This window comes from Streptomyces sp. NBC_00483 (assembly GCF_036013745.1).
Classification (GTDB): Bacteria; Actinomycetota; Actinomycetes; order Streptomycetales; family Streptomycetaceae; genus Streptomyces.
The window spans coordinates 7,640,538-7,664,006 of the sequence record NZ_CP107880.1 but is presented as its reverse complement, the minus strand read 5'-3'; the positions used below and the strand labels follow the sequence as shown (position 1 = coordinate 7,664,006).

The window sequence follows — 23,469 nt, the reverse complement described above, 5'->3', positions numbered from 1 at the left end:
CCCCGAGGGCCGCCCGGCCCGCACCCCTGTTTCCGACGACCCACCCCTGGGATCCCCCTATGCGAAGACCACGCACCCGGCTGCTCACGGCAGCCGTACTCGCCCTGACCGCAAGCCTGTTGACACACTCTCAGGCGGCGCAGGCGGATCCGCCCGAGCGGACGCGAGTCGCCGCCGACACCTACACCTGGAAGAACGCCCGGATCGACGGCGGCGGCTTCGTCCCCGGCATCGTCTTCAACCGCAGCGAGAAGAACCTCGCCTACGCCCGCACCGACATCGGCGGCGCCTACCGCTGGGAGCAAGGCACCAAGTCCTGGACTCCGCTGCTCGATTCGGTCGGCTGGGACGACTGGGGTCACACAGGCGTGGCCTCGCTCGCCACCGACTCCGTCGACCCGGACAAGGTGTACGCGGCCGTCGGCACGTACACGAACGACTGGGACCCCGGGAACGGCGCGATCCTGCGCTCCGCGGACCGGGGCGCGACGTGGAAGAAGGCCGACCTCCCCTTCAAGCTCGGCGGCAACATGCCGGGCCGCGGCATGGGTGAGCGCCTCGCGATCGACCCGCACGACAACAAGGTGCTCTACCTGGGCGCGCCCAGCGGCAAGGGCCTGTGGCGCTCGACGGACGCGGGCGCTACGTGGTCGCAGGTCACGGCCTTCCCGAACCCCGGCAACTACGCGGCGGACCCGTCCGACACCTCCGGCTACTCGTCCGACAACCAGGGCGTGGCGTGGGTGACGTTCGACGAGTCGACGAGCACCGGGACCGGCCGTACGAAGACGCTCTACGCCGGGGTCGCCGACAAGGAGAATTCGGTCTACCGGTCGACGGACGCGGGCGCGACCTGGGAGCGGGTGGCCGGCCAGCCCACCGGCTACCTCCCGCACAAGAGCGTCCTCGACGCCGAGAACGGCTACCTGTACGTGGCGTACAGCGACACCGGCGGCCCGTACGACGGCGGTAAGGGCCAGGTGTGGCGGTACGCGACGAAGACCGGCGAGTGGAAGAACATCAGCCCGGCGGCCGACGCGGACACGTACTACGGCTACAGCGGCCTGACGCTCGACCGGCAGCACCCCGGCACGGTCATGGTGTCCGGCTACAGCTCCTGGTGGCCCGACACACTGATCTTCCGCTCCACGGACAGCGGCGGCACATGGACGAAGGCGTGGGACTACTCCTCGTACCCCACCCGGGAGAACCGGTACACCATGGACGTGTCGTCCGTGCCATGGCTGTCCTGGGGCGCGAACCCCACCCCGCCCGAGCAGTCGCCGAAGCTGGGTTGGATGACGGAGGCGCTGGAGATCGACCCGTTCGACTCGGACCGGATGATGTACGGGACGAGCGCGACGATCTACGGAACCGAGGACCTCGGGAAATGGGACACGGGCGGCAAGTTCTCAATCACCCCCATGGTGAAGGGACTTGAGGAGACGGCAGTCAACGACATCGCATCCCCACCCTCCGGCGCCCCGCTCCTGAGCGCCCTCGGTGACATCGACGGCTTTCGGCACACGGACCTGACGAAGGTCCCGTCGATGATGTTCACCTCCCCCAACTTCACGTCGTCGACGAGCCTGGACTTCGCCGAGTCCAAGCCGGACGTGGTGGTGCGCGCCGGCAACGTCGACTCGGGCGCACACGTCGCACTCTCGAACGACAACGGCGCCAACTGGTATGCGGCGGGCGCCGATCCGTCGGGTGTCACGGGCGGCGGCACGGTGGCGGTGTCCGCGGACGGGTCCCGGTATGTGTGGAGCCCGGACGGCGCGGGCGTGCAGACGGGAACGGGTTCGTCGTGGACGGCGTCGAGCGGGGTCCCCGCGGGCGCGACGGTCGAGTCGGACCGCACGGACCCGTCAACCTTCTACGCCTTCAAGTCCGGTACGTTCTACGCCAGTTCGGACGCCGGAGCGACCTTCACGGCGAAGGCGTCGACCGGCCTCCCCGCGGACGGGCCTGTCCGCTTCAAGGCGGTGCCGGGTGCCAAGGGTGACATCTGGCTCGCGGGCGGCTCGACGAAGGGCGCGTACGGCCTGTGGCACTCGAAGGACGGCGGCGCCACGTTCACCAAGGTGTCGGGCGTCGAGCAGGCGGACACCATCGGCTTCGGCAAGGCGGCACCGGGCGCGACGTACCAGACCCTGTACGCGAGCGCGAAGATCGCCGGCGTACGCGGCATCTTCCGCTCGACCGACGCGGGGGCCTCGTGGACCCGCATCAACGACGCTGCCCACCAGTGGGGTTGGACGGGCGCGGCAATCACGGGCGACCCGCGGGTGTACGGCCGCGTGTACGTGTCGACGAACGGGCGCGGTGTCATCTACGGCGACACCGCGAAGGCACGGCGGACGCACGGGGACTGACACACTGACCCCGCCGCGCGGCGTTCGCCCGCGGAGGGGTACTGGGGAGGGGAACTCAGTCATGTCGTCGTCCGCGTACGGATTCGGCTTTCACCCATTGGTTCTCGGCGTGCGGTTCGCGCTGGAGCTGACGGCTCTCGTGTGTTTCGGCGTGTGGGCGTGGGCCACCGCGAACGGCGCGCTGCGCTACGTCCTGGTGGTGGCGGTGCCGTTGGCGGTGGCCGTGCTGTGGGGGGTGTTCGCCACGCCGGGTGACGAGTCGCGGTCGGGCGACACGGTGATCGCGACGCCCGGACCGCTGCGGTTCCTGCTGGAGCTGGGCGTCTTCTTCGGGGGCGCGGCGGCGTTGTACGCGGCCGGCTCGCATGCCGTCGCCACGACGCTGGTGGGTGTGCTCGTCGTCTTCCACGCCCTGTCGTGGGACCGGGTGGTCTGGCTGTTCCGGCACTGAGAGAGCGTGGCGCCCCACGGCCCGGACGGGTCGTGGGGCGCCGTGGTCGGTGCAAGCCGGTTACGGCGTCGTGATCGTCGGTCGCGGCGCCTTCGCCATGCCGTCGCCGATGAAGAAGCTCGGGTGCGGCGGCTGGTTGTACGCGGTGTTCTGCCAGGCCAGGGCCGTGCGGTACTGCGTGTCCTGGAGGAGCGTCGTGATGCGGGTCGACGTCTGGACCGGCGTCGAGTAGATCCGCAGCGCCGTGTTGTTCGTGGTCGGCCAGACGACCTCCTCGCGCCAGTCGCCGAGGATGTCACCGGAGAGCGCCGGGGTGGACTTCGTGCCGTTGTTGGAGTGGACGCCGGAGCCCGTCAGAAGGCGGGTGTCGGCGGATGTGCCGTACTTGTCGATGTGGGTGCCGTCGAGGAGTTCGCGGGTGGTGTCACCGTCCCACCAGGACAAGAAGTTGGTGGACGACGGCTTGTGCGAGTTCACGACCGTGCCCTTGGGGTCGCGGACGCCCGACTCCGCCGAGGACCAGGACTCGGCGCCCGCGCTGCCGGACCAGATGTCGGCGGAGACACCACGGCCGTTGTCACCATTGGTGCCCGTCTTCCAGATGACACTGCCGGTCTTCGCGTCGGCCATCCAGGACGACGGCTTGGAGCTGTCCTCGTCGACCTTGAACTCTTCGAGTCCGGACCGCGACGGGTCGAGGTCGCCGACGTGCATGGCGTCTCCGTGCCCGTTCTTCGTCGTCCACAGCCCGGAGCCGTTGTCGTCGACGGCCATCGCGCCGTAGATGATCTCGTCCTTGCCGTCGCCGTCGACGTCCGCGACGGACAGCTGGTGATTTCCCTGACCGTCGTACCCCTTACCGGAGTTGGTGGAGGCGTTGGTGTCGAAGGTCCAGCGGCGCGTGAACTTTCCGTCGCGCCAGTCCCACGCCGCGATGACGCTCCGCGTGTAGTACCCGCGCGCCATGATGAGCGATGGCCGGGTGCCGTCGAGGTAGGCGGTCCCGGCCAGGAAGCGGTCCACCCTGTTCCCGTACGAGTCGCCCCACGACGACACCGTGCCGCGCGCGGGAACGTAGTCGACGGAGCCCATGGCGGCGCCGGTCTGCCCGTTGAACATGGTCAGGTACTCGGGCCCGGAGAGCACGTAACCGCTGGAGTTGCGGTGGTCGGCCGACGAGCTTCCTATCACCGTGCCCTTGCCGTCCTTCGTCCCGTCCGACGTCTTCATGGCGACCTCGGCCTTGCCGTCGCCGTCGTAGTCGTACACCTGGAACTGGGTGTAGTGCGCGCCGGAACGGATGTTCTTGCCGAGGTCGACGCGCCACAGCCGCGTGCCGTCGAGCTTCACCGCGTCGACGACGGTGTTGCCCGTGTAGCCGGACTGGGAGTTGTCCTTGGCGTTGGTGGGCTGCCACTTGAGGATGAACTCGAGGACGCCGTCGCCGTCGAGGTCACCGACAGAGGCGTCGTTGGCCTCATAGGTGTAGGCGACGCCGTCGGGGGTCGTGCCCCCTGCCGGTGGTGTGATCGGTACGTCCGCGTAGCCGCTGCGGAGCTGGATCGCGTGCGCCGAATCGGGCTGTTCCGTGCCGTTCACGACGGAGCGGACCGTGTAGTCGGCGGAGCTGGGCGCGCCGTCGATAAAGAAGTTCGTGGAGCCGGTGATCGGGGCGGAGTTGACCTTCGTACCGGCGCGGTAGACGTTGAACGCCACGTCGTCCGGGTCGGTGCCGAGCCACCGCCAGCTGACCAGGTTGCCGGCGTCGGTGTGCACGCTGACCAGTCCGCGGTCCAGCTTCTCGGCCTGCCGGGCGGTGGCGGCGGACGCGTCGTCGCCGGGCAGGAGCGTCAGCCCCGTTCCGGCCAAGGCGGCGGCCGTGGCGGCGGCGAGGAACAGACGACGGCGTCTTCGGTGGGGGCGGGGGCGGCGGGGCATCGGGGGTCTCCTCGGTGAAGGCGTGCGGGTGAGATGTGTGCGTACATCTGTCGCCGCCGGGCCGGTCGAGGTTGCCCCTTACTCCCACACGACTTACTCCGGCACGACTTGAACGGCGGCGGACGACGCCGCCTCCGTGACCGTCCAGACGGCCATGCCCCACAGGGAGAGCGCCGAGACGAGGCCCACGACGAGACGGACGACCGGGTCCGGGCCGTTCAGGAACCACACCGCCACGCCCGCGACTCCGGCCGCGGTCAACAGGGCGGCAGGCACGCGCAGTCGGGGCTGCTCGAACATCGCCGCGAGCGGCAGGAAGTGCAACCCCACGACGACCGCGACCAGCGGCGGAATGAGCACGGCCGTACCGGTCCTGACGCACACCTGGGAGACGACCAGGATCAGCAGCCACTGGATGCCGTTGACCTGGAGGAACCGCCGACGCAGGTCGGCGGGGAACGGTTCGCTGGCCGACGCGGGAAGAAGACGCCGCGCGGCGAGCATCAGCCCGATCGCGGCGGCGCAGCCGACCACCATCGCGATCAGCCGCGCCGAACTCTCGAATGTGCTCGTGGCCAGTAACCACCAACCGAGCCCGAACAGTGCGAGGAACCCCACCCCTGACTTGAACATGACCGACACCTTAAGCTGCGCGGTCCGTCGGGTGGGGTGGTTGCGGTGGGCGGATCTCCCCCACCCCGCCCCTTCCCGAAACCGGGGCTCCGCCCCGGACCCCGCTGGCTCTCGTCCCAGGGCGGGGCTTAAAGATGTCCCCCAGCCAGCTTCTCGACCCGCTCCGCCAGCGCGAAGTCCTTCGCCGTGAGGGCGCCGCCCGCGTCGTGCGTGTTCACCGCGAGGGTCACCGTGTTATAGCCGAGCGTCAGGTTCGAGTGGTGGTTCAGGGCCTCCTGGGTCTGCGCGATGTGCATGACGAGTGCCGCCGCCGCGAAGTGCGAGTCCAGGCGGTACGTGCGCGTGAGCGCGCCGTCTTCCACGGACCAGCCCGGCAGTTCGGTGAGGCGGTCCTCGATGTCCTTCTGGGAGAGCGGTTCAGTAGGCATGCCTCCAGCGTGCCACCGGATCCGGCTACGGTCTTCCCATGACTGCCGCAGCGCGCAAGAACACGTCAGAAGTGGGCGCCCTGCTGCGCGGCTGGCGCGAGCGGCGGCGGGTCAGCCAGCTGGAGCTCGCGCTGCGGGCGGGCTCCTCGGCGCGGCACATCAGTTTCGTGGAGACGGGGCGTTCGCGGCCGAGCCAGGACCTCGTGCTGCGGCTCGCCGAGCATCTCGACGTACCGATGAGGGAGCGCAACGCCCTTCTCCTTGCGGCGGGTTACGCGCCGCGGTTCAAGGAGACCCCGCTCGACGATCCCTCGCTCGGCGTGCTGCGGGAAGGGCTCGAAACGCTGCTGCGCGGCTACGAGCCGTACCCGGCGTTCATCGTCGACGCGACGTTCAACGTGATCGCGGCGAACGGCGGCATCGCCCTGCTGATGTCCTCGGCGCCCGCGCACCTGCTCACCGAGCCGCTGAACGCGATGCGGCTCACCCTGCACCCGGAGGGCCTCGCGCCGCGGATCAGGAATCTGCGCGAGTGGCGGGGGCATCTGCTGGCACAGATGGAGCAGCAGATCGCGCTGACCGGGTCGCAGCCGCTGCGGGAGCTGTACGAGGAGGTGTCCGCGTATCCGCTGCCGCCTGGCCGCCCGGCCGGGAACGAGCCGGTCGCGCCCCTGCTGCCGTACTTCGCGCTGCCGATGGTGATCGAGCACGAGGGGCACCTGTTGTCGTTCGTGTCGTCGATCTCGACGTTCAATACGCCGATGGACGTGACGGTCGCCGAGCTGGCCGTGGAGACGCTGCTCCCGGCCGACCCGGCGACGGCGAAATACCTTCACTCCGCGCTGGGCTGACCCCGCAGCGCGGCGTACTGGAGCCCCGCGAACGCCGCCACCACCACGGCCTGCAGCGACCCGTACACCATCCCGGCCGTGCTCGGCTCCAGCCAGGCGAACAGCGCGACGAAGCTGAGCACCGTCCAGGCGAGGTTGACCTCGACCACGGTGCGCACGCCGAGCGCGGGCGGGCTGCTGCGCGCGGCGAGCGCCGCGACCGCGGCGGCGTAGACGATCAGTCCGGCGCCCAGTCCGAGCAGCAGCCCCGGATCGATGCCGAGGAAGCGGCCGATCGGCCCGGAGGCGGCGACGTAGGCGAGGCCGTTGAGGCCGGTGCCCAGCGCGTCGGCACCGAGCAGGCGGCGCAGCCAGGTGCGACGGGCCTGGACCGGGGTGCTGGTGAGCGTGGTGGCGGACATGGGGATCACCCTCCGTCATCGGGTCGGTGACACCACCCTGCCCGTGCCCGGATGGCGGGTCGATTACGTCCGGGGTAATGCCCGGCCGCCGGCCCCGCGCCCGACTCGTACGGCCCCGGCCGACGTGTGCCCCCGCCGCACGACCCTTAGCGTGCCCAGAACGGGACATCGAGGGAGCAAACGGTGACGGATACGACACGCACCCCGACCGAGCCGGACGCCGCGCTGCTGCGCGCGGGGCGGTTCTTCCGGAGGGGGACGGCCTCCGAGGACCTGCACAGCGTGCAGATCAAGGGCGGCCGGGACGGGGACGTCTTCTATCGGGACCGCTGGAGCCACGACAAGGTCGTGAACTCCACGCACGGCGTGAACTGCACCGGCTCGTGCCGGTGGAAGGTGTACGTCAAGGACGGCATCATCACCTGGGAGACCCAGCAGACGGACTATCCGAGCGTGGGCCCCGACCGGCCGGAGTACGAGCCACGTGGCTGCCCACGCGGCGCCGCGTTCTCCTGGTACACGTACTCGCCGACCCGGGTGCGCTACCCGTACATCCGGGGCGTCCTCGTGGAGATGTACCGGGAGGCGAAGGCGCGGCTGCACGATCCGGTGCTCGCGTGGGCCGACATCCAGGCCGACCCCGAGCGGCGCCGCAGGTACCAGCAGGCCCGCGGCAAGGGCGGCCTGGTGCGTGCCACCTGGGACGAGGCCGTGGAGATCATCGCCGCGGCGCACGTGCACACCATCAAGACGTACGGGCCCGACCGGATCGCCGGCTTCTCCCCCATTCCCGCGATGTCGATGGTGTCGCACGCGGCGGGGGCCCGGTTCCACTCGCTGATCGGCGCCCCGATGCTGTCGTTCTACGACTGGTACGCGGACCTGCCGGTGGCCTCGCCGCAGGTGTTCGGCGACCAGACCGACGTCCCCGAGTCGGGTGACTGGTGGGACGCCGCGTACCTGATGATGTGGGGCTCGAACGTCCCGGTCACCAGGACGCCCGACGCGCACTGGATGGCGGAGGCGCGCTATCGCGGCCAGAAGGTCGTCGTCGTCGCGCCCGACTACGCGGACAACGCGAAGTTCGCCGACGAGTGGCTGCACCCGCACCCCGGGACCGACGGCGCGCTCGCGCTCTCCATGGGGCATGTGATCCTCAAGGAGTTCTTCGTCGACCGGCAGACGCCGTTCTTCACGGACTACGTCAAGAAGTTCACCGACCTGCCGTTCCTGGTGACACTTGAGGAGCGCGACGGGGCGTACGTGCCGTCGAAGTTCCTGCGCGCCACCGATCTCGGTCAGGGCGGCGAGGGCGCCGAGTGGAAGACCGCCGTGCTCGACGAGGCGACGGGCCAGCCGGTCGTTCCGAACGGCTCCCTCGGCTTTCGCTGGACCGAGTCCGGCAAGGGCAAGTGGAACCTCGAACTGGGCAATATCCAGCCGAAGTTGAGCCTGCACGACTCGGACATCGCCGGTGGCGTGGAGGTGCTGCTCCCCCGCTTCGACACCGACGGCGGCACGCACGGGCAGGGCCGCGGCGAGGTCGTGCGGCGCGGTGTGCCGGCGACCCGGCTCGGCGGGCAGGGCGGCCCGCTGGTGACGACCGTGTTCGACCTGCTGCTCGCGCAGTACGGCGTCGGGCGCGACGGCCTCCCGGGCCAGTGGCCCGCCTCGTACGACGACGCGGAGACGCCCGGCACACCGGCCTGGCAAGAGATGCACACCTCCGTACCGGCCGCCAAGTGCGTAAAGATTGCACGGGAGTTCGCGCAGACCGCCGAGAAGTCGCGCGGGCGCTGCATGATCCTGATGGGCGCCGGCACGAACCACTGGTTCCACTCCGAGACCACCTACCGTGGCTTCCTGTCCCTCCTTCAGCTCACCGGCTGCCAGGGCAGGAACGGCGGCGGCTGGGCCCACTACGTCGGCCAGGAGAAGTGCCGCCCGGTCACCGGCTGGGCCTCGCTCGCCTCCGCCAACGACTGGTCGCGGCCGCCGCGGCAGATGATCGGTACCGGGTTCTTCTTCCTCAACACCGACCAGTGGCGCTACGACAGGTTCAGCGCCGACGTGCTCGCGTCCCCGCTCGGCAAGGGCGCCTTCGAGGGCATGACGGGCGCCGATGTGCTGTCCCTGTCGGCCCGTTCGGGCTGGATGCCGTCGTATCCGACGTTCGACCGGAGCTCGCTCGCGCTCGGTGAGCAGTCCGTGGAGGACACGGTCTCCGAACTCAAGGCGGGCTCGCTGAAGTTCGCGTGCGAGGACCCGGACGCGCCCGAGAACTGGCCGCGCGTGATGACCCTGTGGCGGGCGAACCTGCTCGGCTCGTCCGCGAAGGGCGCCGAGTACTTCACCAAGCACCTGCTGGGCACGCACTCCTCGCTGCGCGCCGAGGAGGCCTCCCCCGAGGAGCGCCCCTCGACGGTGACCTGGCACGACGAGGCACCCGAGGGCAAGATCGACCTGCTGACGTCCCTCGACTTCCGGCAGACGTCCTCCACGCTCCTGTCCGACGTCGTGCTGCCCGCCGCGACCTGGTACGAGAAGCACGACATCGCCTCCACGGACATGCACCCCTACGTGCACTCGTTCACGCCCGCCGTGGACCCGCCGTGGCAGGCGCGCAGCGACTTCGACACGTTCAAGGCGCTCGCCCACAAGCTCAGCGAGCTGTCCGCCCAACACCTGGGCGTACGCAAGGACTTGGTGGCGACGCCGCTCCAGCACGACACTCCCGGTGAGATCGCGCAGCCCGGCGGCATCGTCCTGGACTGGCACAAGGGCGAGTGCGAGCCGGTGCCGGGCAAGACCATGCCGAACCTCACGGTCGTCGAGCGGGACTACACGGCGATCGGCGCCAAGTTCACCGCGCTCGGCCCGCTCGTCGAGCAACTCGGCCTGCCCGCCAAGGGAATCGCCCTCAAGCCCGACCAGGAGGTCACGGAGCTGCGCGAGCGCAACGGCGCCGTGCGCGGCGGCCCCGCCGACGGCCGGCCGTCGCTCGACACGGCGGTCAAGGCGGCGAACACCATCCTCGCCCTGTCCGGCACCACCAACGGCCGCCTCGCCACGCAGGGCTTCCACACCCTTGAAGCCCGTACGGGCCAGGAGATGGCGCACCTCTCCGCCGAGCACGAGGGCAAGCGCATCACGTACGCGGACACGCAGGCCGCGCCCGTACCGGTCATCACCTCGCCCGAGTGGTCGGGCAGCGAGTCCGGCGGGCGCCGCTACACGGCGTTCACCCTCAACACCGAGCACCTCAAGCCGTGGCACACCCTCACCGGTCGCCAGCACTTCTTCATCGACCACGACTGGATGCACGAGCTGGGCGAGGCGATGCCCGTCTACCGGCCACCACTCGACATGAACCGGCTGTTCGGTGAGCCACGGCTCGGGCCGGACGGCGAGAAGGAAGTGACGGTCCGTTACCTCACCCCGCACAACAAGTGGTCCATCCACTCCGAGTACCAGGACAACCTGTTCATGCTGGCGCTGTCCCGCGGCGGCCAGTCCATCTGGATGTCCCCGCAGGACGCCGACTCGATCGGCGTCAAGGACAACGACTGGATCGAGGCCGTGAACCGCAACGGCGTCGTCGTCGCCCGCGCGATCGTCTCCCACCGCATGCCGGCCGGCACGGTCTACATGCACCACGCGCAGGAACGCACCGTCAACGTGCCCAAGGCGGAGACGACCGGAAAGCGCGGCGGCATCCACAACTCGCTCACCCGACTCATCCTCAAGCCGTCCCATCTCATCGGCGGCTACGCCCAGTTGAGCTGGGCGTTCAACTACCTCGGCCCGACGGGCAACCAGCGCGACGAGGTCACGGTCATCCGCCGCCGCTCCCAGGAGGTCCAGTACTGATGCGCATCATGGCTCAGGTCGCGATGGTCATGAACCTCGACAAGTGCATCGGCTGCCACACCTGCTCGGTCACCTGCAAGCAGGCGTGGACCAACCGCAACGGCATGGAGTACGTCTGGTTCAACAACGTCGAGACCCGCCCCGGGCAGGGCTATCCGCGCCGCTACGAGGACCAGGAGAAGTGGCGCGGCGGCTGGGAGCTCAACAAGAAGGGCGCCCTGAAGCTGAAGGGCGGCGGCCGGTTCAAGAAGCTCCTCGGCATCTTCTCCAACCCGAAGCTGCCGGAGATCAAGGACTACTACGAGCCCTGGACGTACGACTACAAGAACCTCACCAACGCCCCGCTCGGCGACGACTATCCCGTCGCGGAGCCCCGCTCCCTGATCAGCGGCAAGCCGATGAAGATCGAGTGGTCCTCCAACTGGGACGACAACCTCGGCGGCTCCGCCCAGTACGGCGATCTCGACCCGATGGTGGAGAAGACCCGCGAACAGGCCGCGGAGAAGGTCAAGTTCCAGTTCGAGCAGACCTTCATGTTCTATCTGCCGCGGATCTGCGAGCACTGCCTCAACCCGTCGTGCGTCTCGTCCTGCCCCTCGGGCGCGATGTACAAGCGCGTCGAGGACGGCATCGTCCTCGTCGACCAGGACTCCTGCCGCGGCTGGCGGATGTGTGTCACCGGCTGCCCGTACAAGAAGGTGTACTTCAACCACCGCACCGGCAAGGCCGAGAAGTGCACGCTCTGCTATCCGCGCCTGGAGGTGGGTCTGCCGACGGTCTGCTCGGAGACCTGCGTGGGCCGGCTCCGCTATCTCGGCGTGATGCTCTACGACGCCGACAAGGTGACGGAGGCCGCCTCCTCGAAGAACGAACACGACTTGTACGAGGAGCAGTTGGGCATCTTCCTCGACCCCGAGGACCCCGCGGTGCAGCGGGCCGCCGAGGAGGCGGGCATCCCGTACGACTGGATGGAGGCCGCGCGGCGCTCCCCCGTGCACGCGCTCATCAGCAAGTACAAGGTGGCGCTGCCGCTGCACCCGGAGTACCGGACGATGCCGATGGTCTGGTACATCCCGCCGCTCTCCCCCGTCGTCGACGCGCTCACCGAGACCGGGCACGACGGCGAGGACCACTCGAACCTGTTCGGCGCGATCGACACACTGCGCATCCCCCTCGAATACCTGGCGGAGATCTTCACGGCGGGCGACACCAAGCCCGTACGTGCCTCGCTGGAGAAGCTGGCCGCGATGCGCTCGCACATGCGGGCCATCAACCTCGGTGACCTGCCCGACAGTTCGATCGCCGAGTCCATCGGCATGTCACCGCACGAGATCGAGGAGATGTACCGGCTGCTCGCCATCGCCAAGTACGAGGACCGCTACGTGATCCCGACCGCGGCGGTCGGCGACGCGCAGCGCCTGGAGGAGTCCGCACTGCCGTCGGACACCTGCTCGCTCGACCACGAGGGCGGCCCCGGCATGGGCGGCGAGGGCCCCTTCGGCGGCGACTCCGGGACGACCGTCGCCGACGGCCGCAAGCTGCTGCCCGTCGTCTCCGTCGAGAACTTCCAGCTCAGCAAGGAACGGCAGACAGCAGACAGCACCGACAAGGAGGACAGCTGATGACCGACCGGACCTCCCTGCTCCTTCAGGCTTCCGCGCTCTGTCTCACGTACCCGGACGAGGAGTTCTACCAGCGGCTTCCGCTGATCCGCGCGGCCGCGCCGCCGCTCGCCCCCTTCGTCGAGCACGCCGAGGCCACGCCGATGCAGGATCTGGCGGCCCACTACGTCCAGGTCTTCGACTTCAAGAACCGGCACAGCCTGTATCTGACGTGGTGGCGCGACGGCGACACCCGCAGGCGCGGCATGTCCCTGGTGCGGATGAAGGAGGTCTACCGGGAGCACGGCATGGAGTTCACCGGCGAGGAACTCCCGGACTTCCTGCCCGCCGTCCTCGAATTCTCCGCGCAGGAGGGCACGTTCCTGCTGGAGGACAACCGCGCGGGCCTCGAACTGCTGCGGTTCGCCCTCACCGACCACGGCACCCCGTACGCGACCGTCCTCAACGCGGTGTGCGCCGCCCTGCCGGGGCCCTCCCCCAAGGACCGTGCAGAGGCACAGGCGCTCGCCCGGTCGGGACCGCCCCAAGAGGACGTCGGTCTCGAACCCTTCGCACTTCCCCTCCTCGAGAAGGAGCACGCGCGGTGAACACAGCGCTCTTCGGTGTCCTGCCCTACGTGGCGTTCGTCCTGCTGATCGCCGGCACCATCTGGCGCTACCGCTACGACAAGTTCGGCTGGACGACGCGCTCGTCGCAGGTCTACGAGTCGAAGCTGCTCAACATCGCGTCGCCGATGTTCCACTACGGCATCCTCTTCGTGCTCGTGGGCCACATCGTCGGCCTGTTCATCCCGGAGTCGTGGACCGAGAAGGTCGGCGTCAGCGAGCACACGTACCACATGTTCTCGCTGATCGGCGGCACCTTCGCGGGCGTGCTCGCGGTGGTCGGGATCGCGATGCTGGTCTACCGGCGCCGCACCAAGGCCCCGGTGCTGCTGGCCACGACGCGCAACGACAAGACCATGTACGTGTTCCTGCTCGGCGCGATCGTCCTCGGCATGACGGCCAAGCTCACGCACTCGGGCGGCAACGGCTACGACTACCGGCAGACCATCGCCCCTTGGTCGCGCAGCCTGTTCACGCTGAGCCCCGATGTGGTGCTCATGGACGGGGTGCCTACGCTCTATCAGATCCACGCAGTAGTGGGCATGCTACTGATTGCGCTGGTACCGTTCACCCGGCTCGTGCATATGTTCAGCGCGCCGGTGCAGTACCTGTTCCGCCCGTACGTCGTTTACCGCAGCCGCGATCCGCGGCGTCTCGGCGCGCGGCCGGAGCGTCGGGGGTGGGAGCGCACCGGCTCCTAACTCCTGGGGAGACGTACCAAGGTGAGTGAACGTCGGCCCGCGCCCACCGTGGGCCAGGTCGTCCTCGGTCGCCGCCTGCGTGATCTGCGCGAGGCCCGCGGACTCAAGCGCGAGGAGGCGGCCAGGCCGCTGCGCGTGGCGAGCGCGACGATCCGCAGGATGGAGACCGCGGAGGTCGCGCTCAAGATCCCCTACGTGCAGATGCTGTTGGAGCTGTACGAGGTGCCGGAGCGGGAGATCGAGGCCTTCGTGGCGCTCGCCGAGGACGCGAATCTGCCGGGTTGGTGGCAGCGGTTCCACGATGTGCTCCCCGACTGGTTCAGCCTGTACGTCAGCCTTGAGGGCGCGGCCTCGATGATCCGCGCCTACGAACCGCACTTCGTGCCAGGCCTGTTGCAGACGGAGGCGTACGCGCGGGCCGTCTTCGACGCCGGCACGGTGGGCCGCTCCCGGCCCGAGGAGGTCGACCGGCACATCGACCTGCGCATGGCCCGCCAGTCGCTGCTCGACCGGGAGGACTCGCCGCACCTGTGGGTCGTCATGGACGAGACGGTGCTGCGGCGCCCGCCCGGCGGCCCCGAGGTGCTGCGCGGCCAGCTGGACCGGCTCATCGAAGTGACGCGGCGCCCCAACGTGACGCTCCAGATAGCCGAGTTCGCGTCGGGGCCGCACCCCGGCACGTTCGGCCCGTTCACGCTGTTCCGGTTCCCGGTCAGGGAGCTGCCGGACATGGTCTACAGCGAGTACGTGACCGGGGCCCTGTACCTGGACGCCCGGGACGAGGTCGGCATGCACCTGGAGGTGCTCGACCACCTGGTGGCACAGGCGGCCGGGGCCGAGCGGACGGTGGAGATCCTGGAGCGGGAGCGGGCAGCCCTCGGATGACCGGCCGGCAGTGACCGACTCGGGCCTGTCGTCGTCCACCTAGGGCTTGTCGTCGTCCACGATCTCGGCGTCGACCACGTCCTCGGGGGCGTCCTTTTCCCGGTCCTGAGGCGGCCGCTCGCCCGACGGCGGCGCGTCTCCCTGGGCCGACGAGGCCGCCTGGTACATCGCCTGACCCATCCGCTGGCTGACCTCGGCCAGCTTGCGCACGCCCTCGCGCAACTCCTGCGTGGACGGCTCCTTGGACTCCAGTACGGTCTTCAACTCCCGTACGGAATCCTCCACTTCGGCCCGCGTCGCGGCGGGGATGCGCCCCGTGTCCTCGTCGTTCTCCCGCAGGAAGCGCTCCGTCTGGTAGACGAGCTGCTCCGCCTCGTTGCGGACCTCGGCCGCCTCGCGGCGCGTGCGGTCCTCCTCGGCGTGCGCCTCGGCCTCCCTCATCATCCGGTCGATCTCGTCCTTGGGCAGCGCCGAGCCGCCGGTCACCGTCATCTTCTGCTCGCGCCCCGTGGCGAGGTCCTTGGCGCCGACGTGCATGATCCCGTTGGCGTCGATGTCGAAGGTGACCTCGATCTGCGGCACGCCGCGCGGCGCGGGCGGGAGTCCTGTGAGGTCGAAGACGCCCAGCTTCTTGTTGTAGGCGGCGATCTCCCGCTCACCCTGGAAGACCTGGATGCCGACGGAGGGCTGGTTGTCGGCGGCGGTCGTGAAGCTCTCCGAACGGCGGGTGGGAATGGTCGTGTTGCGCTCGATGAGCTTGGTCATCACCCCGCCCTTGGTCTCGATGCCGAGCGACAGCGGGGTGACGTCGAGCAGCAGCACGTCCTTCACATCGCCGCGGATCACACCGGCCTGGTACGTGGCGCCGACAGCGACGACCTCGTCCGGGTTGACGCCCTTGTGCGGGTCCTTCCCGGTGAGTTCCTTCACGAGGTCGGTGACGGCGGGCATGCGCGTGGACCCGCCGACCAGGATCACGTGGTCGATGTCCTTCAGCTCGACGCCCGCGTCCTTGACGGCCTGGTGGAAGGGTTTCTTGCAGCGGTCGAGCAAGTCCCCGGTGAGTTCCTGGAGTTGAGCGCGCGTCAGCTTCTCGTCGAGGTGCAGGGGGCCCGCGGCGGAGGCCGTGACGTAGGGCAGGTTGATGGTCGTCTCGCTGGACGAGGACAGCTCGATCTTGGCCTTCTCGGCGCCCTCGCGCAGCCGCTGCACGGCCATCTTGTCTTCGGCGAGGTCGATGCCGTGGGCGTTCTTGAACTGCCGCGCGAGATGGTCGACGATCCGCTGGTCCCAGTCGTCGCCGCCGAGTTGGGTGTCGCCATTGGTGGCCTTGACCTCGATGACGCCCTCGCCCATCTCCAGGAGCGACACGTCGAAGGTGCCACCGCCCAGGTCGAAGACGAGGACCGTCTGCTCGTCGCCCTTGTCGAGCCCGTACGCGAGCGCGGCGGCGGTCGGCTCGTTGACGATGCGCAGGACCTTCAGGCCCGCGATCTCGCCGGCCTCCTTCGTGGCCTGGCGCTGCGCGTCGTCGAAGTAGGCGGGCACGGTGACGACGGCGTCGGTGACGTCCTCGCCGAGGTACGACTCGGCGTCGCGCTTGAGTTTCTGCAGGACGCGGGCGGCGAGCTCCTGCGCGCTGTAGCGGTGACCGTCGATGTCACCGGAGTCGGGGAAGCGCCAACTCCCGTCCCCCATATGCCGTTTGACGGAGCGCGCGGTGCGCTCGACGTTCGTCACGGCCTGCCGCTTGGCGACCTCGCCGACGAGCACCTCGGCGCTCGACGACCTGGCGAAGGCGACGATCGAGGGCGTGGTGCGCGCGCCCTCCGCGTTGGCGATGACGGTGGGCTCACCGCCCTCGAGCACGGCAACCACCGAGTTCGTCGTACCGAGATCGATACCTACCGCACGCCCCATGACACGTCCCCATTCCATGCGAAGGCCCGCCCACGTCCGGATCCAGCACAGGGCGTGAGCGGGCCTACGTCAAGAGCGCGGACGCCTAGGGCCTGTCGTTTGGATCAGTCCGGGCTCGCGGGGCCCGGCACGCACGCTCGCGGCGTTGTCGTCGGTCGCCGACGCTCCGCGTCGACTCCCCCCTCCGCCTTGCGATCGCACGCTTCCCCAAGCTCTCGGCTTCGCTCGAGCAGGGGAGGCCCCACTACCCCGCTCCCTGATCCGGCCTGATCCAAACGACAGACCCTAGGTCTAGCCACCCAGCTTGGCGGTCAGCGTGATCGTCGTGCCGGTGAGCGCCTGGCTCACGGGGCAGGTTGCGTGCAACCCCCACATTACTCGGACATACCCACGTACAGACACCCCTACCTTTGGTGACCCTCATGTTGCTCAGGCTCACTGTGGTCTGACACGCAATGGCGCTGTTGGTTCTGTGTATCCACACAGTTACGCGTTGTTGTTGTCTCAGTTGTTCTTACTCGTTGTGTTGATTCAGGTTCGTTGAGTTAGTTCATTCGTTCAGTTCGTTCACAGTTCTCTTTGGTTCATTCGTGTTGAGTTGTTCGTGATCTCATTCATTCATCATCGCGTTCAATCATTCATGTTCGTCATCATCATGTTCATCGTGTTGTGTTCGTCATGTCATGTCGTTGATCGATTCTCGATTGAGTTCACATCATCTATGTGATCAGTTCACGTACCTGTCTCACAGGCAGCGCGGAACGTTTACTGCGGAAACGCGAGCTTAGGTCATACGATTCCAAGGTGTTTCGGATGTCTCGTCTTTGAAACGTAGGAATCCTGAAGCGCACCGTTCGGACGTTCTTCCTGGTCACGACATGATTGATTCGCGACTCGACGAGCGCGACTGTCGGTCGATGAGAGATCAGAGATCTCGTCTCGATTACGTCGACATTCCACAGATTGAGTCGCTCATGTGGTTATCGAGACCCCAGGTCGATAGTTAATAAGTCCTAAATGGCCCCCCTGGGTATATTGCGCGGTGACACCTCGTTAAACCCAAGCCTCAAAAGGTGAATGTGACACAGATCACACAAAGGCGAGGTCGAATAAAATCCCAGAGACCAATTCCTAAATGATCTTGAAGGAAATGGCTTAGCGGCTGATAGAATGGGAACTAGTTCACAATGGCTCACTTCACGGCTGGCCGTTGGGAACCCTTTCTAGGACGATGCCTCGCCCTAAACAGAAATACCCGCAATTCACGGAGAGCCCATACTCTCTCTGTGGAAGGCGGGTATTTTTGCGTTCACGAGTAGGGGTGCCAAGGGTAATTCGCCCTGAAGAAGTTCCCTCGGCACCGTTAGACCGCCGCTCGTTCATCAGGACGGCCACAAGGTCCGGGGCCTGAACTCTGCGACTAGGTACCCGCCACTCCGGTGGGTCCACGGCCTCACAGAAGCTGAAGTCTAGGTGACCTCACCGCGCGGGGAAGTCCACATTCCGAAAATCACCCGAGATACGGCCCGGAACGGCGGGCGGCGTAGTGCTCAAGGCGTAGACGCTGTGTGTGGTGCATGTCGAGCGAGGGAATCGAGCCCACAGCGACGAACCGCAGCTCTGTGGATTCATCGGAAATCGCAAGGGACCCGCCGACGATCTGGGCCGTAAAACAGATGTTGAACTGCCGCCGCACCTCGCCATCGGTGTAAGCGATGATGTGTCGCGGATCGGTGTAGGTGCCGACAAGCCCTGTGATCTCGACGTCGAGCCCGGTCTCTTCCTTGACCTCCCGGACGGCACACCCCGGCAGGGACTCCCCCAGTTCCATCCCGCCGCCCGGCAAGGCCCACAGGCCGCTGTCTGCGCGCCTCTGGAGCAGCACCCGGCCTTGCTCGTCGAGCACGACCGCAGAGGCCGCCACAACCATGCTGTTCGGCTTCGGGGCGTCCGGGTCGTCGTAGTACTCCGTGCGCGCCATTAGCTGACCTCCGTAGTCGTAGCCACAGGGGTGGGGGTTCCGGTTGCCCAGACGGCATCGAATGAATCGGAGTACGTGGCGAACATGGTCCCGCCCTCGGCTCGCCGCAGGTGCCAGACGGGGGCACCGTAGGCGTTCACGCCCCACACGTGGGCATTGACGAACATCTGGTCATCGACGCGATAGAGCGAGTTGTAGAGGGTGGTCGAATGCGTCCGGACCTCGACCCCCGGAGTCCCGACAAGCGGCATGTAGTGCATGAGGGCCAGTCGGCAACGCGACTCGATGCCATGCCCGAACTTTTCTTCAAGTCCACGCGCTCGGACGTTCGTTGAGTCGGCGTCCCCCACCGCGATGCGCACCTGGCCACCCGAGCCGGCGACCCGCGCCAGAAGATCGTTCAGGCCCGGATACGCCTCATGCAAGAACACCCCCGCGTAGACGAGGATGTCCACCCGCGAGCGAGCGGCCGAGATGAGGTCAATGAACGCCGACACGGGCAGATCGGCGCGACGCTCGTACAGGGCGACCAGTTCTGGACTCACGGCCCTAGCGTTACGCGCCTGACGGAGTGAGGGCCAGAGGGCGTGTACGTCCTCGCCCAGGATCTCCGAGGCTCTGTGGGCTGTGGTCCGTCGCGGTACCCGGCCCAGATTCACCCAACGCTCAACGCTCAACGCTCTTGGGATCTATGCCGACTTGCTCGGCGAGCGTGGCATGGGTCCACCCCCCACCGGTCATGGATGCCCGGAGGCGTTCGTTAGCAGCCATAGGGACGTTCTAGCACCCTTGGGACGTCCCCAAGTGGGAAACGTACGAGGTACCCCCGTCCCAGCGACCGGCCACACCCTGGACCCCCAGGGAGCAAGAGGAGTCGGGGACATGGCTGCAACCACAGACACCACAGACGCCAGGCAGGGCGAGTACGTGACGTTCGCGCCAGCGGGCGAGAAATGCGCCTTCTGTCGACAGGAGATCAAGGCTCTCGACCGCGTGTGGCGACTGGCTGTCGACCGCCCCTCGGGGCCACCGGCACCAGGGCCATACCGCCACTACGGCGAATGCCCCGGCAAGGCGGCTTGACGCTCGGCCCGATCAGTCCACAAGGCACTAGCTTGCCGCCACGGCCCAAGGATTCCGGGCGCCCGGGTGACGACGGCGAAGCCTCGGGCGTCCGGATCACAAGCGGCGGGTTCACAGAGGGATACCCCTTGTCCTCTGTGAGCCCGCTAGCAGGCCGCGTACGCGCCGCGCGACCAACTACACGCACCGACCCCTTAAAGGCGCTCAGGCGGCCGTACAGGCCCCTTTAAACGGCAAAACCCGCGCCCCACTGTGGATGGCTTCCACAGGAGAGACGGGTTTTTCGCGCTTTTTAGATCCTCCGACCCTTTCGCTTAGCTGACTCAATAGCGGCAACCACAGCGTCTTCTATCTGTCGTGAGCTAGCGAGGTTCGCACCGTTGAGACTGATGTTCACGATGATGTCTCCTCCACCGGACCCTGCGATAGCCAGTGACTGCCGGTTCGGAGTAACGCTCTCCCCGCCTCGGAAGTTCATCAGCTCCGGACCATTCTCGCCGACCCACGCGAGCCCGCGAGGGGCGTTGCGAACGCCGGTTGCATAGCCTCCCGGCCGGGCCATACGAGCGGACCAACCTGAGCCATATGTGTGCATGGCGTAGTTGATAGCTGCGTAGATATTGGCGTACGGGTCAAAGATCGAACGGTTCTTGTACTTACCTGCGTAAGCCTTGAACGTCGGGTCAATGACCTGTAGGAGGCCCTTTGAGGGGGTTCCCCGTCGGGCGTTGCTGTCCCAGTTGTTGACAACCCGAGGGTTGCCGCCAGACTCCTTGTTGATGGCCCGCATCACGTTGTCGATGTTGCTCTGACTTTGGTGAAGCTCGGCCAGAACTCGGGACACGATGGAACGGTTGGAACCCTTGGACGAACCCTTGCCACCACCCGGAGGGGTGTAGGTGTCAGGACCGTTGTCCGCCAAGCCGTTGCGACCCTTGAAGAAGTCCGATACCTGGTTACGCGCCTGCGGAGAAAGAAGCTTGTCCTTCACAGCTACAGCGTGCGTGTGGGGTGAGAAACCTTCAGACGGTGTACGTGCCCAGGCCGCGAAGCCTGACGCGCGCAGAGCGCCAACAACCTTGTTGGAATGCTGCGCGATGTCAACGACACCACCACCATCGTGGGTACCCGCAGAGGCGCCCACGCCCGCGTGGAACGAGCCCTGCGAGATACTGAACAGCGCACCGTAAATGCTCTCGGCCTTTTTGAGCAGACGCATCGTGTACGCGTCCATGGTGGCGCCATGGTACGAAACCCGGTTTCCGTCTCCCCCCTTCCAGTCCGGACCCGCAACATAGCCGTTACCGGTCGCCTGGTTAGCTTCAAAGACGGACTTGAACACTTCCTTCAGAAGCGGCCACAGCTTGCCGACAAGTCCTTTGAAGATCGGACCCATGATGCCGCCGAGACTACCCGCCGCGCCCTTGACGTTGCCGATCCACTTACCGGCCCCCTTAAGAACGTCCTTGATATCGACGGCTGCACCGAAGCCTAGAGCGCTGGCCCCGAAGTCGAGAAACTTCTCGACGTTGCCTTCGCTCTTCTTGTTTGCAGAGATGGTGCTCTTTAGAGACGCAATCTTCGGGAAACTCTGCTCCATTCCGGCAAATCCGCCCTTGGCGTAGCCAGGCACCTGACCGGTACGGTTCATGTGGTGAAGTCGGTTAACACCGATCTTGGCAGTAGATTCCTTGTTCAGAACGTACTCGCCACGGTGAACAACACCGGCGGGGGTGTACTTCCCGCCATTACCGGTGTAACCACCAGTGGCGAACCCCTTGGGGGACTTGACCGGCTTAATGGTGTTCTTACCGCCACCAAGCTTATCGATCAGCCAGTTAGCCGAGCCGATAATTCCCTTGTTGATGACAACATCGATCAGGAATTTGACCGGCGCCTTGAAGATAGACTTCAGCTTGTTCCAGGCATCGCCGATCTTGTCTTTGATGTCCTTGAACCGGCTGATGATGGATTTGCCGAAACTCTTGGCCCTGTCCAGAACCCAGTTCCAGACCGCCTTGGCCTTATCTCCGACCCAGTTCCACAGGCCGCGCCAAATTCCGGTCACGGCGCCGCTAACCCAGCGGGCTGAATTACGGAGAGCGCCTGTGGTCCGAGACCACGCACCCTTTAGCCAGTTCCAAACAGCAGAGGCTTTTGATTTGGCCCAGTTCCACAGAGAGGACCAAATACGGTGGACGGCTCCGCTCAGCGCGTTCGCTGCATTGCGGAAGAAGTTGACCGTTCCGGACCAGGCACGCTTAAGGAAATTCCAGATTGCCTGGCCAACGGCCTTTACAAAGCCCCAGACTTGACGCCAGTGAGCCCCGAGGGCAATCAGCCAACCCACAGGGCCGATCACTGCAATCAGCCAACCCCACTTACCAGTGAGGAAGTTGATCACTGTGTGGAATATGGATTTCAGGAAGTTCAGCGTGGCGCTAGTAGCGGCCTTGATGGCATTCCACGTGTACTTCCATGCCGTCTGGAACCAAGTCGTTTTGGTAGCCACCCACACAATTGCCGCTACCAGTCCGACGATTGCTGCAACGACCCAGAAGAACGGGGAAGCCAGCATCGTCAGGTTCAGACCCTGCTGTTGGATCTTCCAAAGCTTTGTGGCGATAGCAATAGCGCTGATTCCCACAGCCATCAGGGCGAGGACTTGCGGAGGCAGAACCGCGATCAGCTTCAGGAACATCGTCGTAAGGCCGAGCCCGAGCGGGCCGAGAATGCTCATTGCCTGTGTGATGTTGCTAAGGGCCTGCCACAGGGTCTTGAAGAAGTTGGCGACCATGGGACCGTTCGCATGGACAGTCTGCATGAAGGCCGAGAAACCGCCGCCTTGGGCCCAACGGGCCATTGCAGCAGCGCCCTTGTCCAGGACGCTCAGGATCGTTGTACCGAACGGCTGGAACTGAATTACAGCCGCGCCGAACGTCTTGCCCAGGGACCTACCTATAGACACGAAGTGCGCGAGGATAGGGACGCCCTTGGATGCAATGAACGAGACCCATTGCTGAAGTCGCGTACCGGACCACTTGTGGAAGGCCTCAGCAACCTTGTTGGCTACCGGGGCTACTGCGGCCACAAGGGGTACAAGGTTACGGAGAGATCGAACCAGGCCCGAGAAGAACGTGTGAACCGGCTGGGATACGAACCCGGCAGTCGACTTCCCGAACTTGTCGAATGCCTGGCTCAACCGGGTGAGTTCGGCCTGTCCCTGTTTCGTGTTCTTCAGGTAGGACGTAACGGCTATGCCGAACACTGTTGCCGCCGAGCCGGCGAGGGTAAAGGCGCTGGTCAGACCACCTATGACGGCGAGACCACCCTGCATCACAGGGAACAGTGCAGTAGCGGCTACGGACGTAGCCACAACTATCTTGGCGAATCGCCCCATGTGGCCAGAGCTGTTGTCTGTGGCGTTCCCGAGGCGGTCCATGTCGCCGGAATTCCGACGGGTAACCCCGGACAGTCGACTGTGGCTCTGTGAAAGCCGGTTGATGGTGTCGCGCTGACGGTCCATGACGGCCGAGTGACGGGACATCGAGTCACCGGTTCGCCTGACAACGGCGTCCAGTGAGGCGAGTTCAGTGACGGCCCTTCGGGTATTGGCATTTACGGTTATCGAGAGCCTGGCTACTTCGCTCATGTGAAGTCCTTTCGGTGTAGTAAGCAAATTGATTTCGGATACGACAAAGGGCAATCGACACATCGTCGAT

At 66.5% G+C, this 23,469-nt stretch carries 15 protein-coding genes and 1 pseudogene; 8 read left to right on the top strand and 8 right to left on the bottom strand.

Annotation, left to right across the window (positions count from 1 at the left end):
* The first annotated feature begins 59 nt into the window (after window positions 1-59).
* Window positions 60-2,378: a xyloglucanase gene (locus OHA73_RS34305; protein ID WP_327656993.1), complete on the top strand. Its 2,319-nt coding sequence runs from the start codon at window positions 60-62 to the stop codon at window positions 2,376-2,378.
* 61 nt (window positions 2,379-2,439) lie between these two features.
* Window positions 2,440-2,829, top strand: coding sequence for a DUF2568 domain-containing protein (locus OHA73_RS34300; RefSeq protein WP_267068606.1), 390 nt, complete (start codon window positions 2,440-2,442; stop codon window positions 2,827-2,829).
* Window positions 2,830-2,889: 60 nt separating this feature from the next.
* On the opposite strand, the gene OHA73_RS34295 is transcribed toward OHA73_RS34300, so the two are convergent.
* The 3 genes from OHA73_RS34295 to OHA73_RS34285 form a co-directional block, all read right to left on the bottom strand.
* Window positions 2,890-4,767, bottom strand: coding sequence for a rhamnogalacturonan lyase (locus OHA73_RS34295; RefSeq protein ID WP_327656992.1), 1,878 nt, complete (start codon window positions 4,765-4,767; stop codon window positions 2,890-2,892).
* A 93-nt stretch (window positions 4,768-4,860) separates the two neighbouring features.
* Window positions 4,861-5,400 carry a hypothetical protein gene (locus OHA73_RS34290; protein ID WP_327656991.1) on the bottom strand — a complete coding sequence of 180 codons (540 nt, stop codon included), beginning with the start codon at window positions 5,398-5,400 and terminating at the stop codon, window positions 4,861-4,863.
* Window positions 5,401-5,528: 128 nt separating this feature from the next.
* Window positions 5,529-5,828, bottom strand: coding sequence for a 4a-hydroxytetrahydrobiopterin dehydratase (locus tag OHA73_RS34285; protein ID WP_327656990.1), 300 nt, complete (start codon window positions 5,826-5,828; stop codon window positions 5,529-5,531).
* Window positions 5,829-5,866: 38 nt separating this feature from the next.
* Between OHA73_RS34285 and OHA73_RS34280 the strand changes: the two genes are divergently transcribed.
* Window positions 5,867-6,679 carry a helix-turn-helix domain-containing protein gene (locus OHA73_RS34280; RefSeq protein WP_327656989.1) on the top strand — a complete coding sequence of 271 codons (813 nt, stop codon included), beginning with the start codon at window positions 5,867-5,869 and terminating at the stop codon, window positions 6,677-6,679.
* On the opposite strand, the gene OHA73_RS34275 is transcribed toward OHA73_RS34280, so the two are convergent.
* On the bottom strand, window positions 6,661-7,080 hold the full coding sequence (locus tag OHA73_RS34275; protein ID WP_327656988.1) for a hypothetical protein: 420 nt from the start codon (window positions 7,078-7,080) through the stop codon (window positions 6,661-6,663). The genes OHA73_RS34280 and OHA73_RS34275 overlap by 19 nt on opposite strands.
* A gap of 183 nt (window positions 7,081-7,263) precedes the next feature.
* On the opposite strand from OHA73_RS34275, the gene OHA73_RS34270 reads away from it, so the two are divergent.
* Genes OHA73_RS34270 through OHA73_RS34250 form a run of 5 tightly spaced genes read left to right on the top strand, consistent with a single transcriptional unit; the run spans window position 7,264 to window position 14,763 of the window.
* A complete protein-coding gene (locus OHA73_RS34270; RefSeq protein ID WP_327656987.1) occupies window positions 7,264-10,950 on the top strand; it encodes a nitrate reductase subunit alpha in 3,687 nt (1,228 codons plus the stop codon).
* Window positions 10,950-12,572: a nitrate reductase subunit beta gene (narH, locus tag OHA73_RS34265; RefSeq protein ID WP_327656986.1), complete on the top strand. Its 1,623-nt coding sequence runs from the start codon at window positions 10,950-10,952 to the stop codon at window positions 12,570-12,572. The genes OHA73_RS34270 and narH overlap by 1 nt, the downstream gene beginning before the upstream one ends.
* Complete coding sequence (gene narJ, locus OHA73_RS34260; RefSeq protein WP_266715474.1) at window positions 12,572-13,159, top strand: nitrate reductase molybdenum cofactor assembly chaperone; 588 nt, start codon at window positions 12,572-12,574, stop codon at window positions 13,157-13,159. Before narH ends, narJ begins: the two co-directional genes overlap by 1 nt.
* Window positions 13,156-13,878: a respiratory nitrate reductase subunit gamma gene (narI, locus tag OHA73_RS34255; protein WP_266715473.1), complete on the top strand. Its 723-nt coding sequence runs from the start codon at window positions 13,156-13,158 to the stop codon at window positions 13,876-13,878. The genes narJ and narI overlap by 4 nt, the downstream gene beginning before the upstream one ends.
* Before the next feature lie 21 nt (window positions 13,879-13,899).
* On the top strand, window positions 13,900-14,763 hold the full coding sequence (locus tag OHA73_RS34250; protein ID WP_267068614.1) for a helix-turn-helix domain-containing protein: 864 nt from the start codon (window positions 13,900-13,902) through the stop codon (window positions 14,761-14,763).
* 39 nt (window positions 14,764-14,802) lie between these two features.
* On the opposite strand, the gene dnaK is transcribed toward OHA73_RS34250, so the two are convergent.
* From dnaK to OHA73_RS34230, 4 genes and pseudogenes are all read right to left on the bottom strand, one after another.
* Window positions 14,803-16,683 carry a molecular chaperone DnaK gene (gene dnaK, locus OHA73_RS34245; protein ID WP_327656985.1) on the bottom strand — a complete coding sequence of 627 codons (1,881 nt, stop codon included), beginning with the start codon at window positions 16,681-16,683 and terminating at the stop codon, window positions 14,803-14,805.
* A gap of 1,510 nt (window positions 16,684-18,193) precedes the next feature.
* A complete protein-coding gene (locus OHA73_RS34240) occupies window positions 18,194-18,664 on the bottom strand; it encodes an NUDIX domain-containing protein (RefSeq protein WP_327656984.1) in 471 nt (156 codons plus the stop codon).
* Window positions 18,664-19,405, bottom strand: a pseudogene (locus tag OHA73_RS34235) (XRE family transcriptional regulator). Before OHA73_RS34235 ends, OHA73_RS34240 begins: the two are co-directional and overlap by 1 nt.
* 634 nt (window positions 19,406-20,039) lie before the next feature.
* A complete protein-coding gene (locus tag OHA73_RS34230) occupies window positions 20,040-23,399 on the bottom strand; it encodes a transglycosylase SLT domain-containing protein (RefSeq protein ID WP_327656983.1) in 3,360 nt (1,119 codons plus the stop codon).
* Window positions 23,400-23,469: the final 70 nt, after the last annotated feature.